The sequence below is a fragment of the Methylobacterium sp. D53M genome, from assembly GCF_053345625.1.
In genome coordinates this window covers 1-14,023 of the sequence record NZ_JBKFAL010000026.1, presented here as the reverse complement: position 1 = coordinate 14,023, position 14,023 = coordinate 1, and the positions used below count along the sequence as shown (strand labels likewise).

The 14,023-nt window shown below is 64.4% G+C and carries 8 protein-coding genes and 1 pseudogene; 1 reads left to right on the top strand and 8 read right to left on the bottom strand.

The annotated features are described in order from the left end of the window. Positions 1 to 879 precede the first annotated feature (879 nt). Positions 880 to 3,825, top strand: coding sequence for a hypothetical protein (locus tag ACLBYG_RS25935; protein WP_447683385.1), 2,946 nt, complete (start codon positions 880 to 882; stop codon positions 3,823 to 3,825). Between the two features lie 120 nt (positions 3,826 to 3,945). On the opposite strand, the gene ACLBYG_RS25930 is transcribed toward ACLBYG_RS25935, so the two are convergent. The 8 genes and pseudogenes from ACLBYG_RS25930 to ACLBYG_RS25895 all read right to left on the bottom strand — a co-directional run. Then, positions 3,946 to 5,115, bottom strand: a complete 1,170-nt coding sequence (locus ACLBYG_RS25930; protein ID WP_427508303.1) for a glycosyltransferase — start codon at positions 5,113 to 5,115, stop codon at positions 3,946 to 3,948. Then, complete coding sequence (locus tag ACLBYG_RS25925; RefSeq protein WP_447683384.1) at positions 5,112 to 8,249, bottom strand: hypothetical protein; 3,138 nt, start codon at positions 8,247 to 8,249, stop codon at positions 5,112 to 5,114. The genes ACLBYG_RS25930 and ACLBYG_RS25925 overlap by 4 nt, the downstream gene beginning before the upstream one ends. Before the next feature lie 290 nt (positions 8,250 to 8,539). Then, a complete protein-coding gene (wecB, locus tag ACLBYG_RS25920) occupies positions 8,540 to 9,679 on the bottom strand; it encodes a non-hydrolyzing UDP-N-acetylglucosamine 2-epimerase (protein ID WP_447683383.1) in 1,140 nt (379 codons plus the stop codon). Between the two features lie 1,021 nt (positions 9,680 to 10,700). Next, positions 10,701 to 11,021 carry a hypothetical protein gene (locus ACLBYG_RS25915; RefSeq protein ID WP_447683382.1) on the bottom strand — a complete coding sequence of 107 codons (321 nt, stop codon included), beginning with the start codon at positions 11,019 to 11,021 and terminating at the stop codon, positions 10,701 to 10,703. Positions 11,022 to 11,033: 12 nt separating this feature from the next. After that, positions 11,034 to 11,786, bottom strand: a complete 753-nt coding sequence (locus ACLBYG_RS25910; protein ID WP_447683381.1) for an FkbM family methyltransferase — start codon at positions 11,784 to 11,786, stop codon at positions 11,034 to 11,036. A gap of 64 nt (positions 11,787 to 11,850) precedes the next feature. Next, on the bottom strand, positions 11,851 to 12,186 hold the full coding sequence (locus ACLBYG_RS25905) for a hypothetical protein (protein ID WP_447683380.1): 336 nt from the start codon (positions 12,184 to 12,186) through the stop codon (positions 11,851 to 11,853). Positions 12,187 to 12,384: 198 nt separating this feature from the next. Further along, positions 12,385 to 13,179, bottom strand: coding sequence for an ABC transporter permease (locus tag ACLBYG_RS25900; protein WP_234080924.1), 795 nt, complete (start codon positions 13,177 to 13,179; stop codon positions 12,385 to 12,387). Between the two features lie 81 nt (positions 13,180 to 13,260). After that, positions 13,261 to 14,023 (bottom strand): annotated as a pseudogene (locus ACLBYG_RS25895) (glycosyltransferase); the annotation flags it as partial.

The following is a 14,023-nucleotide window of genomic DNA, read 5'->3' as shown; positions in this document are numbered from 1 at the left end:
CGCGTCGCGGATCGGCCGAAGCCGGTCCGCTCTCATCTCGGGGTCGGTCGTTTCCCTGCTGCGCGCTTACCCGACATAGGTCGACCGGCACAGTGGCTCGAACGGCGTCACGACAATCGGCGCGCTGAACGCGAGCGGAGTTGCGCGGAACGCGATGCTGACCGGCGATCATGGGTCGCCAAACGCTCCCGCGGCGGCAACCGCGGTCGCCGAAGGCACCTGAGCGGCGCACGCTCTGATCGGCCGGCACCTCGGCGAGGTCATCTCTTCACCGTCCGAGGACGCCGACAAGCCTCGCTTCGATCGCCACCGCCCGGCGAACGCCGGACCGTCGGATCGCGATCGTCTCGTCCCGGTTGAAGCGAGACGTGGCGCGCAAGTTCTGAAGACGGCACGGCCATGTGGGTCGAAGGCCTCTGTTCCCGCCCGCCGCCTCTGCGTCGTCCGGAAACGGGCAGGGATGACACCGTGATGCACCGCTTCGACGACCCGGTCTCGTCTGTCTCTCTTTGACCAACGCGCCTGACGCGCGTTCCTGTTCGAGAACGGCCACGAGCACCGGTACGTCGCGGACTTGCGCGTGGCCGCCACGTTCGGTTGCGTCCTCGGTGCGGTTCCCATCCTGGCCGCCCGGTTCGACCGACGGCGCCGTCGCGCTCCGAACACGTCGGCTCGTCGAAGCGAGATCGACAGGCCCGGCTGCACCGCGCATGGTTCCCTCGAGGGGCTCTGACAAAAATGCCGCCCTTCGATCGCATCGGATACCGTACCGCAAAATCACCGCGGTATAATGTGACCGGAAGACACCCGCTTCGCCACCGTATTGCCCGCTGATTACCTGGTTGGCCGCGGCCTCGCAGTCTGAGGAATTTCCAAGACGTGAAAGACAGGCTTCCTATCGAGTGCTTCCTCCGCCAAGAGCAGGGCGGTCTTCTCCTTTTGCCCGGCGAGAGAGTCACTCCTGACATCGACCCCTTCATCTGCGCCGCGCAGTCCACCGACGGTCTCTCGGGCGTCGCGAGGCAGGTCGTACCCGGAAACCCCGCAGCGTTCATCCTGAGCCTGCTCCAGCGACACGTCCGCCAGATCCTCATGACGTTGCTCAACGGCCATGATCTCGGATTCGATGGACGACCGCCACGGTCAGACGGGAGAATGGACCGCTACGCACTCCGTATCGACGATATGCGCGCGATGCTGAGAAGCCTCCGCGAATCTGGCATTTCCGCGGGCGCACCCGTGGAGCGGGCTCTCGCCGAACTCGCACAGGAGCCCGGCGACCCTACGATCGAAGACTTAGCCCGGTTCGTCAGCGCGCATTATCGCCATCTCGGCGATCTCGTGCGGGCGGTACGACCTCAAGTCCGACGTGTCACCGTTACGCTGCCGCGGACACTGCAGCCCGATAAGTATGCCCGGAAGGACGAAGCCTATCGCTCAGCCGTCGCGGAACTCACCCTATGGGCACGGTCGGATCTTGCATGGGCCTTCGAGCACCTGAGCGTCTTCGGGAGCATGGCGACGTTGGACTACGTGCGAGGTTCGTCCGACATCGATCTGTTCGGTATTCTCAAGCGTGAAGTTGTCGAGTCATCCGATGCCATCTTGAGACTGCGAAAGTCCTTGAAAAATCTGTGGCCGTTTCTGTATAGGACGGATCCACTTCAGCACCACGGAATTTTAATCTTCGGTCCAGCCGATATCGATTTCTATTCCCAGGCCGATTTCCCCCTCGTCATTCTGAAATACGCCCTGACTATGGTCGGTGAGGGAGGCCGGAAGATCGTCGTCTCAGAGCGCGACTCCGCGTTCGAGCGTCTTTACGCTTACAATACCGTGCGCCAATATTTTCGCTCTCTCGCTTTCCATGGAGTGCCCCATACCGCCTTTCACTACAAACTTTTTGTCAATACGTTCTTGCTTTTTCCAGCATTCGCTCTTCAGATTGACGGAAAATATCGATACAAGAAATACACATTCGGGCCGTTTCTCCGCGCGCTTCCGCGCGACTGCGCCGATGTGCTTCGCAAGGCGATGGCCGTCTGGTCCCAGAATCTCTACGGGAACGCGGAGCATCTCGGAGACGGAGAGGACGGTCTGGCCTTCCATCTCCGCGCCCGGGCCCAACAGCCCTCCCCTCGATTGCTGGAACATCTCGGGCCGGATTTCGCCGGACAAGTCTTGAACGTTTGCGAAGCCTTCGAGGTGAAGCGGTCGGGCGAATCGAGTTGGCGGGCGTGCATGGCCCGCCGGGCCGGGTCGACTTGGCTCTGGCGAAATCCACCACAGGCGCACAGCCGCGGAGAATATGACGAGGCCCGATCGAATTTGGCGCGCTCGGTCGAGGCACGGCTACCGAATGCCGAACTCATCGAGTTCGGATCGGTCAGGAACCCTGGCATCTCGGATATCGACGTCATCCTCGCCGTCGGCAGGCACGATGCGCTCTCCCCGCTGGTGGATCTCGAGGATTATCCAGGTCAATCGCCGCAACCCCCGAACACGCTGTTCTTCCATCCGCCGTCGATGATCGTGTCCAGAGACGAAGTTGATGGACTAAAGGATCTCTATCCAATCTTTCCGAGAAGCGCACCTGGAGCAGGGAGCGGAGATCTCACGCTCAGCCCGCCGGACAACGATCTGCTGATCGTCAGTCTGGCTGAAATGGCGTGCCATTATTTCTGGACATGGAACAGGATTTCTTTAATATCGCGGAACGTCGATGTCCGTCTGATGTTGTTGACGCTCGGAGGGCTCAAGCACTCGTTCCGATGCTTGCGGGCATCGGGATTGTCCGACCGGTCGTGGGACTCGTTCGAGCTCGCCATCGACGATCTTCGGGAGAGCTGGTTCGCGTCGGAGGAAACGAATCGACGGACGCGGCTCCTGCAGCTTACGATCGATAGTTTGACCGTTACGGGCAGTATTCTAGCGGCGTTGGCCGCACAGCTCCCAGAACTCGTCGATGCGACGACGGCGCTGCCGGAGGATCTTCCGTCGGGGAGCGTGGTCGCGACACTCTATCGAAACCATTATTTCGTAACTGGGTGGTGCCCCACCACCGCGTTGCGTGTCGGCATGCTGCGCGAAGCTCGCACTGCCGAGCGGGCGCTCATCTTGCCCGCCGAGTTCGCCGCTCTCCTGGCTTACTATCAGAATTTCGACACACCGTTGGGCCAATTCTTGCGCGCTAATTTTCAGCACAAATTTGTCTCGGGAAAAATAAAGGTTGCGGGAAAAGTTGAGCGGCGACGCGTCAAACTCGAGGGTCATCTGCAGTGGTTGGCTGATCGAGGAGCCACCTGGGGTGGGGTTCCACATTGGCCGATCAATCCATCGAGGCCGGAGGTTGAGAGCGCGAACATCAGTCCCGAGCGCATAGTCTCGAACATGGTCGCGCATGGTGGAATGTGGTTCGATATCTCTGATGCATTCATGACTATCGATCAAGCAAGGATCGTCCGCGCGAACGCGAGCGCGTTGTATGAGCGCGGAGATTACGCCGGCGTTCTGGCTTTGACCGAGAGTGGCGCGCCAGAGTACCGATGTGACGGTCAGCTCAACTATCTTCGCAGTCTGTCGTTGAGCCGACTCGGCCACGCCCTGCCTGAATGTATCGATGTCATGGATCGCGCGATCGCGCTCGGGAGTGACCCGTTCTGGTCACATTATCAGCGCGCATGCCTGAAGGTTAAAGTCGACGACATCGACGGAGCCATTGAGGATCTGATGCGGGCGGACGCGCTCTCTCCGGATGTCCCGATCGTTCAGGATCTGCTTCAATCCCTGCGTCAGCCCCCGTCGCCGGCCGTCCTCCCGACCTGATCGGCGGACGCCTCGGCCCGCCTCCCGGAGGTCGGGGCGCCTCTCTCGACCATCGGATCGCCGCTGCCTATCGCTTCAGTCGCGTGAGCCGCGGCGACAATGCTCCCGGCCAGCGCAAGCCTATGTCGCATGTCCGGCGCGGCTATGAAGGAACGCCTCCACTTTCGCGAACTGCGCCGGCCAGTTCAATTCCGCTTCCGTCGCGGCCCGGCATCGCTCGACCATCGCCTCGTACGCGCTCGAACCGTAGAGATCCTGCGCTCGAAGAAGCGCTGCCGTGAACGCAGCCGGCGTCCAGTCCTCCATGAGAATCCCGCAGCCGTACTTGCGGATGATGCGGGCGCATTGAGGGTGTGGCGCCGCGATGGGCGGAACGCCGCGGGCGATGCTTTGGAAAAATTTGTTCGGTGACGCGTATATCTGATTGATATTACTCGGGCGCCACATGACGAGCGAGTAGGCGTAATCGTTGTAGATCGCGTCCAGGTCGGACATCGTCAGAACGCCGCGATAGGCGACCGAACTGCCGCTGAGCCCCACAAACAGGTCGCGCATCGCCTGAGTCGCGAGGATGCCGAATGCATCCACTTTGATCGCCAACTTGGACGCGTCCGCGAGGTAGTGCGAGAGCGTGTCCTCGCAGATCGACCCGGCGTGAAGAATCCGGAAGTCGCTCGCCGCGCGCGGGCGCGAGAACCGTTCGAGGGAAACGTTCAGCAATTCCAGCGTCGGAACAGTCTCCCAACCGAGCCACTTGAGATCGAACCCGGCGCGATCGATCTCGGGCACACAGATGAGGTCGATCCATGGATGAAACATGCGGTTCAACTGGATCAGCGACCCGCCGCTGGCCGAGCGTTGATACTCGATGTTCTCGAGCATGTAGTAAATGACGAGGGGGGGCTTCCGGGGCAGCCGTAGCACGGCAGGCAGGCTCGACCCGCTCGTCACGATGACGATGTCCGGATCGTAGTCGCGAAGCCATCGATGATTTTGGATATTGTAATCGATGTGGTGCAACTCGCCATGGGCGGGCATCCTGGTGGCGGTTCGCCGGATCTTCAGCCCCTCGCGCTCCAGCAGGCCGCGCTTGCCTTTGACGTCCGGTTCGATGAGCCAGCACTCGTCGGCCCGGTAGAATTGCGCCAGTGAGGTTGTCAGATACTCCAGCTGGGGCGAACCGTAGCCGACCGAGGTGTCGAACACGGCGGCGATCCGTGGCGGCCGGCCCGGAAAAGTCTGGTCCCCCGCGCTCGGGCCGGACTCGAATGGTGTTGCCATCTGATTCACCAATCGGCTCCTGTAAAGCGCGCGTGGTCGGAAGGCTCGGTTGCGGGGAACGGGAGTTCCAACAATTCGATCAGTCGCTGCGGATCGTGCCGCTGCGCCCAGATCGGCTGGATCGCTTCAGCGCTGGCGGCGTAGGTCCCGTAATCGCGCTTCAACCTGAGCACCGCAGCCGCCAACTCGTTCCTGGACGCCGCTTCATCATCGGAGGAGAAGTAGACGACGCCGCCGGCGGTCTCCGGGAGCGGACGGCCGCCCCGCCGGACGAAGGTGATGGTGAAGTCTCGCAACTCGTAGTGCTCGAAGCCGAACGCGTTGTAGATCCCGAACCAGATGGCGCGCGCGGCCCGTGGGACACGGGCGAGCAGCGAGAAGGTCGAAGCCGTGCTTCCTCCGAGAACCCGCTTGACCATCGCGATCTCGTGTCCGTTCTCGAAGTTATCTTGGTACGAGATGTCGAACTGCGTGAAAACGTGCCGGAAACTCGGGTCCGGCCGATAGGTGATCCAGATATAGTCGGACTCGTCGGGAATCTCGAAATGCGCGCAAGCGAGTGCGCCGCGCGAGATCGGCACGCGGCCGGAAGGCGCCGACATCGGCGCGGTCTGATTGCCGATCAGGCGGTGGAAGGCGGGCTGCGCCATCGCGGTGCGGTCCGTTCGCGCGATGAGCGTCTCGTGCTGACCGTACGTGAGGGCGTCGCACTCGGCGGACATCCACGTCCCGGTCGGAACGATCACCGGGATACCCCCCGCCAACGCCTCGCTGAAGATGCCCGACGACCGGGCGATGTAGTCGGCACGGCGATAGGGGATCAGGATCGCGTCCGACTTGAGCAACTCGCGCGCGTAATCCCGGGAATTGAGCGGCCCCTCGATCAGGGTCACACGGTCGCGCGACGCGCTGCGCAGGCGGGCTGCCGCCGTCAAGCAGGCCGGTTCCGGGTAGTCCGAGGTGTAATAGACCTGCGATTTCAGGATCAGGGCCGGCGCGGTGCGGTCCGCCTCGGTCGCGCGCATCAGGTCCGGGAGATGGTGGAAGCCCTTTTCCTCGCGGGCGTCCCCGAGATAGGCGAGCACGAGTGGCCGATCCGGCGGAAGGATCCTCTTGCGGAGCTCGAGAGGTTCCAGATGTTCGGCCGCGCTGCGGGCGTAGCTGGCATAGGCGGCCTCGATGTTCCGAAGCGGCGTGATCCAGGAATTGCGAAAGTCGCCGACGAGCTCCGGCAAGATCAGACCACCTGGCAGAGCGGGGACGGTGCGACCCGCCTTCAGCCAGACGGCTTCCGCCGCGCGGATCTCGATGGCCGCCGGCTGGCTGAAATTGCACAGCGACAGCGACAGGCGCGCGGCTCCCGCAGGCACGGGCAGCACGACGGACAGGTCCTCGTCTTCGCCGCCGACCAGAGCGAGATCGTGGCGTCCCTCCGAATGTCCCGACGCTTCGCCCGACGGGAAGAACGCGATCAGGTGCAGCGGTCCCTCGGAATTGACGCCGGGTGACCGCCGCATGACGAGGCGCACCGTGTCGGCCCCGGTCGCGACGGCGAGATCGACGGTCGTCGCCGCCCCGTCCTCGACGACCAGTCGATCCGACGCCGCGACCGCTGCCGACACGCCGGTCGCGAAATCGTATCGGTTCCACGACGCGGCGGGCAATGCCGCCCGCGATAGGGTTCTCGCGTCGGAGAGCGCCTGATCGTGGAAGTTGCGGGCGTCCCGTGTGCGAATCCGGGCAAGCCAGCTGTTGGCTGTGACGACGACGGGGCGGCCGCGTTCACCGGCCTGGAGGGCCAAGCGGACGTAGTTGTCGCGCCACGTGCCGAAGACGATGGTCGAGAAGCGGTCCGCATCGATGCGGTCGACCTGATCGGGGAGTATGAACTGGACCTCGACGGCTCCGTGGTGATCGTCGAGACCTAAGACTTCGAACTCGTACAGGCACTGCTCGCCGCGAATGACCACATTGACGACGACGGGTACCGACAGATCCTGCGCGGCCGCGCGAAGCTGCTCCAGGAACAGGCGGGCCTGCTGCACGTCGTGCGCTTCGTAGATGATCAGCGTCGGACGCCGGTCTCCATCTTCGGAGGGCGCGTCGCCGGACCGGGTGCGGCCGACCATATCGACCGGCACTGGTCCGGTCAGGAAATCCGTGCTGCCCAGAAGATTGTACTGATGCGTCAGCGCCGGCGTGTCCGTGTAGAACCGGATGCGGGTGCGCCGACGCGCGTCTCCCAGGAGAGCGAGAGCCGTGCGGCTCGCGTGGATGTCCCATTCCTGGCTGTCGAAATTGCCCGGATAGCCGGAGTAGACATTGCGACGGAGAATGACGTGGTGGCTGGGCGCCGCTGCGCCGGGCTCCCTGTCGAGGACGCTCTTCAGGCCGCGCAACTCGAAATAGTTGATCGTCGGGTAGAGGAAGAGATCGTTCTCCGTCGGCCGGACGGATTCCATGACCCGGCACAGCGCCTGGTCGAACGCCGCGGCCTTGTGCGCCATATCGGTCAGGTCCTGCAACGCTCCGACATCGCGGGCCTGCCGGTCGGACAGGATGGCGTTTCGCGCCGCCGCGCTGGCGAGCGCGCGCTCGAGGGGAGCTTTCCCCTTGAGGGATGTGAGCGCCGCGCGGATGGCTTCCCGAAGCGCGGTATAGGATTGCGCGCGCTCCTCGGCCGACCAATCTTCCGGGGGCGTCGTGCTGTTCCGCCGGGCGAGATCCTCGCGCAGGTAGAGATCGACCAGAGGCCTGATCTCCGACAGGGACTTGATGCGATCCAGCGCGCGGCCCGTGGGCGGGTAGGAGCGATTGTAGTGCTGGAACTCCCCGAGATCTCCGGCCGCGGCCCACAGCAGACCGAGCGAAGAATATTTGAGTCTTAGATAACTACGGTCGTCCTCAGTGAAGGTCGGAGCCGACGACTCCTCCCCCCGGAGCTTGCGGCCCCAGAAGCCGTATTGAAAGACCGGGAGAACGTCCCAGCCCTCGGGAATGTCCGCGCGGCACGCCTCATTGACGGCGAGGATCGGCTGAAAGCCGCGCCGCGCCGCCGCGTTGAGAACCATCCTGGCATATTCGAGGTAGTGGCCGCCGTCTCTGACGATGTTGGGATCGCATAGGACAAGTCGATTCGCCATGGCGGACCTTTGAGTCGGAGATTCTGATGCTTCCGCTGCGCTACGCGGCGGCCGCGAGGTGTTTCGCCAGCGATCGTGACGGTGAAGGATGCCGCCAGGCGCCCGATCGGGAGCGATTGCGCCGACACGATCACCGGGCTGCAATCTGCGCCTGTCGCGCGATCGTAGCTGCCCGCGCAGTGCCGGCCGCGCTACCTTGCTCACTTCGTTCGTCGGCGCATCGGGAGCGCCACCGCTGCACGATCAATCCGGTCGGTCCCTGGCCTGTCTCGGCTCCGATGTCGGGCGCGCTAGAGGTGGCCTTCTGGGCGTTCGCCGCCTCGCGCGCTCCCGATCAAGAGGGCGCGCACCGCCTCGACGATGCGCGCCGACGCCTTGCCGTCCCCGTAGGGCGAGCCACCTCGGGCCATGGTCTCGTAGTGGCTCCGATCGTGGAGCAGCTGATCGGTTTCCGCCACGATCGCTTGCGTGTCCGTGCCGATTAGGCGGGCGACCCCCGCTTCGACCGCCTCCGGCCGCTCCGTCGCCTGTCTCAGGACAAGGACAGGCTTCGCGAGCGCGGGCGCCTCTTCTTGGACACCGCCGGAATCCGTGAGGATCAGGTAGGCTGCGTTCATGGCCTCGACGAAGGCGACATAGCCGAGCGGATCCACCAGCCGCACGCGCTCCTTGCCGCCGAACCGGCCCCGCACGATCTCGGTCACGTTGGGATTGGGGTGTACCGGCCAGAGCACTTCGACATCGGGATTGGTGTCGACGATCGTTTCGATAGCCGTGCAGATGTCACCGATGGGCTGGCCAAAATTCTCGCGCCGATGGACCGTGACGAGGATAAGTTTGCGCTGCGGTGAGTCCGCGTTCGGAGTGCGTTCTGTCTTCGCGGACGTGTGCAGGAGCGAATCGATAACGGTGTTTCCGGTTACGAAAATCCGGCCTTCGTCGACTCCCTCGCTGAGGAGATTCCGTCTCGCGCTCTCCGTCGGTGCGAAATGCAGCCGCGCGATCCTGCTCGTGACGACGCGGTTGAATTCTTCCGGAAACGGATTGTCCAAATCGAAGGTTCGTAGGCCCGCCTCGACGTGCCCGAACGGGATTCGCCGGTAGAACGCCGCCGTGGCGGCGGCCAGAACGGTCGTGGTGTCGCCTTGCGCCAGGAGAAAATCGGGTTGCGCGCGCACGATCTCGTCGTCGATGGCTGTCAGGGCCCGGGCGTTCAATTCGGAGAGCGTCTGATTCGGCTTCATCAGGTTGAGGTCGCGATCCGGAACGACCCCGAACGCCGACAAGGTCTGGTCGAGCATCTCGCGATGTTGAGCCGTCGCCACGACATGTGTGGCGGCCCAGTCCTGGTTGCGCAGAGCGAGAATGACGGGAGCCATCTTGATGGCTTCCGGTCTCGTTCCGACAACGCACATGACGCGTTTCTGCATTCTCACGGACGTCTCTCTCGTCTTACAATCTGTTGCATTGCGATGCTATGAATTAAACTTTCAATTATTCTCACAAACGGACAACCGATCTACGATTCCGGTCATCGAAGCGTTTCATCAATATCGGCTGATGTCCTGAGATATTTTGGCTCGTGAGAGCATGGTCGATCTCCCCTTCAGGCTTCGGTTCACTCAGATCGATCGGTTCCAATGGATCGCAATTTTTGTCCGACGCTCGAGGAACATGCGCAGGCGCTTTGTTTATAGAGATCGGTATTCTCGAGCGTGATTCAGCGTCGCATGGTCAGGTTGTCTCGAATTGATGCCGGATAGCTGCCAGGATGCTTAGGGCAACGGCGGACTGTCCACAACCGCTCAGCCGGAGCGGTGACGCAAGGCCCTCATCGGCGCTCACTCTTGGGGCGCCGCCGAAGTCCAGTCAATCATCTTGGTTCGAGCGTCCATGGCCGTGGTCGCGGAGCGCTGAGAGCCGGCCGGGGACAGGCGCGCGGTTCACCGAGGGGGGCCGGTGCGGCGTCCCGATCGCGACCCCAGGACGGACTTCGGGAAGCATGGGCGCGCCTTTCCTGGGCGGACATCATCACCGCTGGGGGTGTCATGCGCCGCGTGCTCGGATGAGTCGGGCTTGGCCGTAAAAGACGACGGTTCGATGTCGGAGGCGGCCCGGGCCGGTCGATCACTGGATCGCCCGTCGCAGGCGCAGCGCAGGGCATGACGGGTCAGCCCTTCGCGGAGGGGACGCGGGGCTGAACGAGCGCGACGGAGGCTCTCCGCCCTCGGCCTCCCGCCGATCCCGGCTGAACGACGACGCCGGAATGCGTGATCCACGAGCGGGCCCGGGGGCCTCCGCATCCCTGGACATCGCGCGCCGCCCCGCAGCCCCGCCGCCGGCCAATCGCGGGGACGCCCGGTCGCTGTCGGTCAGCGGGCCGGCCTCCAGTGGCCGGCCGGACAATGCTCGTGGGGGCGCTTCTTCCGCACCGACGGCCTCAGAGCCCGGCTAGCGCGCGGGCAGTTGCTGCTCCAGATGGGCGCGGAGCAGGGAATAGTGTCGGACGACCTCGTCGAGGTGGCGGGCCATGGCCGCATCGATCGGTTCCGGCCCGCTCGGACGCCGGTACGTGCCCGCGTAGAAGGCGGCATGCGCTTTCAGCTTCACGGCGATGAAGTCGAGGTCGGCCGACCACGCGGCTTCCGCCCGGACCCGTTGGAGCCGCTTCGCGATCTCGAGCCATTGCAGGTCGAGATCGATCCCGCTGCCCATCGCCTTGAACAGGTCGAACGTCGAGTCGAGGATCTCGATGGCGGTCTCTGCGGACATGGTCTGGAACCGTCAGGCCTGTGCCGCCGCGAGATCGGGGCGCACATACCAGTCATCGAACATCGAGAGCTGCTGGAACCGGCGGCGGTATCCCAGGCCCGTCAGGAGATCGAAAATCTTCTCCCTCGTGTCGGCGAAATTGTGCTCGACGCTGATCAGCGCGATATCGTGACGCGAGAAATCGAAACTCTGGAGGACATCGAACTCGCCGCCCTCGACATCGATGCTCATGTAGTCGATGCGCCGGGGCGCGCAGGCCTCGGACAGGAATCGATTCAAGGAGATCGTCTTCACCGGGTACAGGACACCCTGCTGGCGGAATCCGGCGTGGAAGTCGCCGTCGGCGAAGTCCTCGATGGCCGACAACTCCCCGATCTCGGTCTCGTTGAACAGTACCTCGACGCCGTCTGTCCGATAGACGCATTGGTCGCTGATGTAGCAGCTGCGATTGTTGTACAGGGCAGCGTGCCACGCGCGCGCGGGCTCCGCGAGGGCGCCCTGCCAGCCGAACGTCTTCTCCAGCAGCAGCGTGTTGCTGAGGCTCACGCCGTCGCAGGCGCCGAACTCGACGAAATACCCGTTCCGCTTCTCCTTCAGCTCGTACAGGACCCAGAGATCCTGAAGGAGCTGGGAATTGGAGAAGAGGGCCATCTTGGTGGCGAACGACAGGAACTCAATCTCCGCGCTGACGATATGGGGCTTCGCACCCAGATTGTCCCGCAAGTTGGTCAGCGCGTTGAACACAGTCAGGAGTTCGACCGCCATCGCTCTCGGTTCCGCGTCTGTGATGTGAAGAGGAGGATACGGGAAGGCTGCGCGCAGCCTCGGATCAGCCGCGCTGCCGCTCGGAGGGGCCGCCTTTCAGGATCCGATTCGACCCGTCGAACAGCACGGCGTGCTGGAGCGCGGCCGGCCCGTGATCCGGAACGGCGGCGGCGATCCGCCGAACAGCGAGCAGGAACTGCTTGCGCCGAAACCCGTAGGGTCTCAGGCTCGTCAGCAATGCGTCGAAGAGTTTGTTCGTCGCCTCGGCGCGCGCCTCGGCCGCGGCGCGCGCCTGCACCGCTCTGTCGAGTTCGGCCCGCATGACGGCCAACTGAATGTTCTGCTGCTGGATCTGGCGAATGTACTTCGTATCAATGTCGTGAACGAGGTTCTTCGTCATGCGGCGGCCTCGGATCCTGACGCTGGGTGGGCCGGTGACGCCGGCGGCGAACGGAGCGGAGCGCTGCGGGGCCCCGTTCCCGCTATGCCCCATGCCGGGCGCGGCGTCATCGGCCGGCCGCCGGCCGCGAGACCCGGTAGGATCGGCCCCGGGCGCGGACGGCCGATCCGATGCGCCGAGACCGCCGGCACTCCGGCCTCACATCTGGATCTTGCTGACGACGTGCTTCACGAGGAACAGGCCGATGCTGGCCGAGGTGAGACCGAACATCAGGACGTAGAGCTGGTCGATCTGCAGTCCCGCGTAGGGGTAATAGGCCGAGCGCACCCATTCCGCCAGCTGAAGGGCCGGGTTGAATTTCATCCAGTAGTAGATCTTGTCCGGCATATAGCTCGGCAGGAACATCACGCCGCTGGAGATATAGAGGATGATGCTGAAGAGCGCGTAGCCGATCAGCCAGCCCGGGAAGAAGCCGATGATCGCGACGTTGATCGTTCCGATGCCGATGCCCAGCACGATCGCCGCCAGATAGCCGCACATCGCCGTGAACGGGTCGGCGGGGATCGGATTGGTCCCGATGGCCACGAGGACGGAGGAGACGACGAGGAGGGCCAGAAAGCCGGTGACGATCTCGACGAGGATGCGGGCCAGGATCACGTCGAACAGTTTCACCTGCGGGTAATAGGTCAGAGGGCGGTTCATGATCACCGCCTTCATGACTTCGCGGGAGATGTACTGGAAGACCAGAACCGGCACCGCGCCCGTGGCGAAGAAGAGCGGCCGGCTGTCGCCGAGGGGGGCCGCCAGCTTCTGGAAGGTGTAGATCGCGATCAGCACGAACACGTGCACGCAGGGCCAGAGCACGACCACGCCGTAGCCCCAGATCGATGCGCCGAAGCGCGTGCGCATGTCGCGCAGCATCAGCGCGTGCAGCACGTGCAGGTAGGACTCGACCGGGCCCTTCTGCGATTCGGGCTTCGGGAGGGCGGGCATCGATGGGACCTCTGCGTTGCGGCGCCTGTCTCGACGAGAAAATGGGCCAAAGTGCGTTGACCCGGCCCGCCCCCGGGCGCGTCAGACCGCCAGGCCGTAGTAGGCCCGCATGAGGTCGGCGGAGGCGGCGTCCGGGATCGGTTCCGCCTCACGCCCGGATTGCGCGATGTCGATCGCCACGAGTCGGTCGTTGCAGGCGGCCGGATCGGTCATGAGCGCGCGGGGCAGGAGATGGCCGTTCGGCACGCCGCGCAGCCGCTCGGCCGGCGCGCCGAGGTCGAAAGCCGCCACCGGCAGGCCGGTGCGCAGGGCCAGGGTCAGCGCGTACGCGTAGGTCTCGGGCCAGATCGACGGCAGCAGCACGAGGTCGGCCGAGACCTGGGTGACGAGATCGAGGGTCTCGTCGTCCTCCCAGTGATGGCCGGTCTCGGCGATCTGGAGGGCCGCCCGGGCGACCCGGTCGAGGGTCGGATCGTCCGTGGAGTAGCGCCCCGTCTCGGTGACGCCGGCGCGCGCGAGGCCGCCCGTCAGGGCCGGGTCCGAGTGGCCCACGATCGCGAAGTGCAGCGGCAGGTCCCGCCCGCGCGCGTCGATGGCCAGGGCCTGCAGCAGCAGCCCGCCTTCGGGGAGGCTGATGCCGCCGAGCACGGCGACGCGGCGGATTCGGCCGGGCCGCTGGAGGGCGGTCGAGCGCACCGACCGCTCCGGCTCGACGTGCGGCCGCACCGTGACGGCGAGGTCCGGGTACACCGTCCGGATCCGGCCCGCCGTGTCGGAGGACGGCGCGAACACCCGCGCGGCGCCCGCCAGGAACGCCCCGAACGCCGCTCGCCGCTCGCCCGGA

What these genes read in the sequence shown, in the direction of transcription:
- ACLBYG_RS25925 (WP_447683384.1), bottom strand. Translation starts at nt 8,249, where the DNA reads ATGGCGAATCGACTTGTCCTATGCGATCCCAACATCGTCAGAGACGGC.
- wecB (WP_447683383.1), bottom strand. Translation starts at nt 9,679, where the DNA reads ATGCAGAAACGCGTCATGTGCGTTGTCGGAACGAGACCGGAAGCCATC.
- ACLBYG_RS25915 (WP_447683382.1), bottom strand. Translation starts at nt 11,021, where the DNA reads ATGTCCGCAGAGACCGCCATCGAGATCCTCGACTCGACGTTCGACCTG.
- ACLBYG_RS25910 (WP_447683381.1), bottom strand. Translation starts at nt 11,786, where the DNA reads ATGGCGGTCGAACTCCTGACTGTGTTCAACGCGCTGACCAACTTGCGG.
- ACLBYG_RS25905 (WP_447683380.1), bottom strand. Translation starts at nt 12,186, where the DNA reads ATGACGAAGAACCTCGTTCACGACATTGATACGAAGTACATTCGCCAG.
- ACLBYG_RS25900 (WP_234080924.1), bottom strand. Translation starts at nt 13,179, where the DNA reads ATGCCCGCCCTCCCGAAGCCCGAATCGCAGAAGGGCCCGGTCGAGTCC.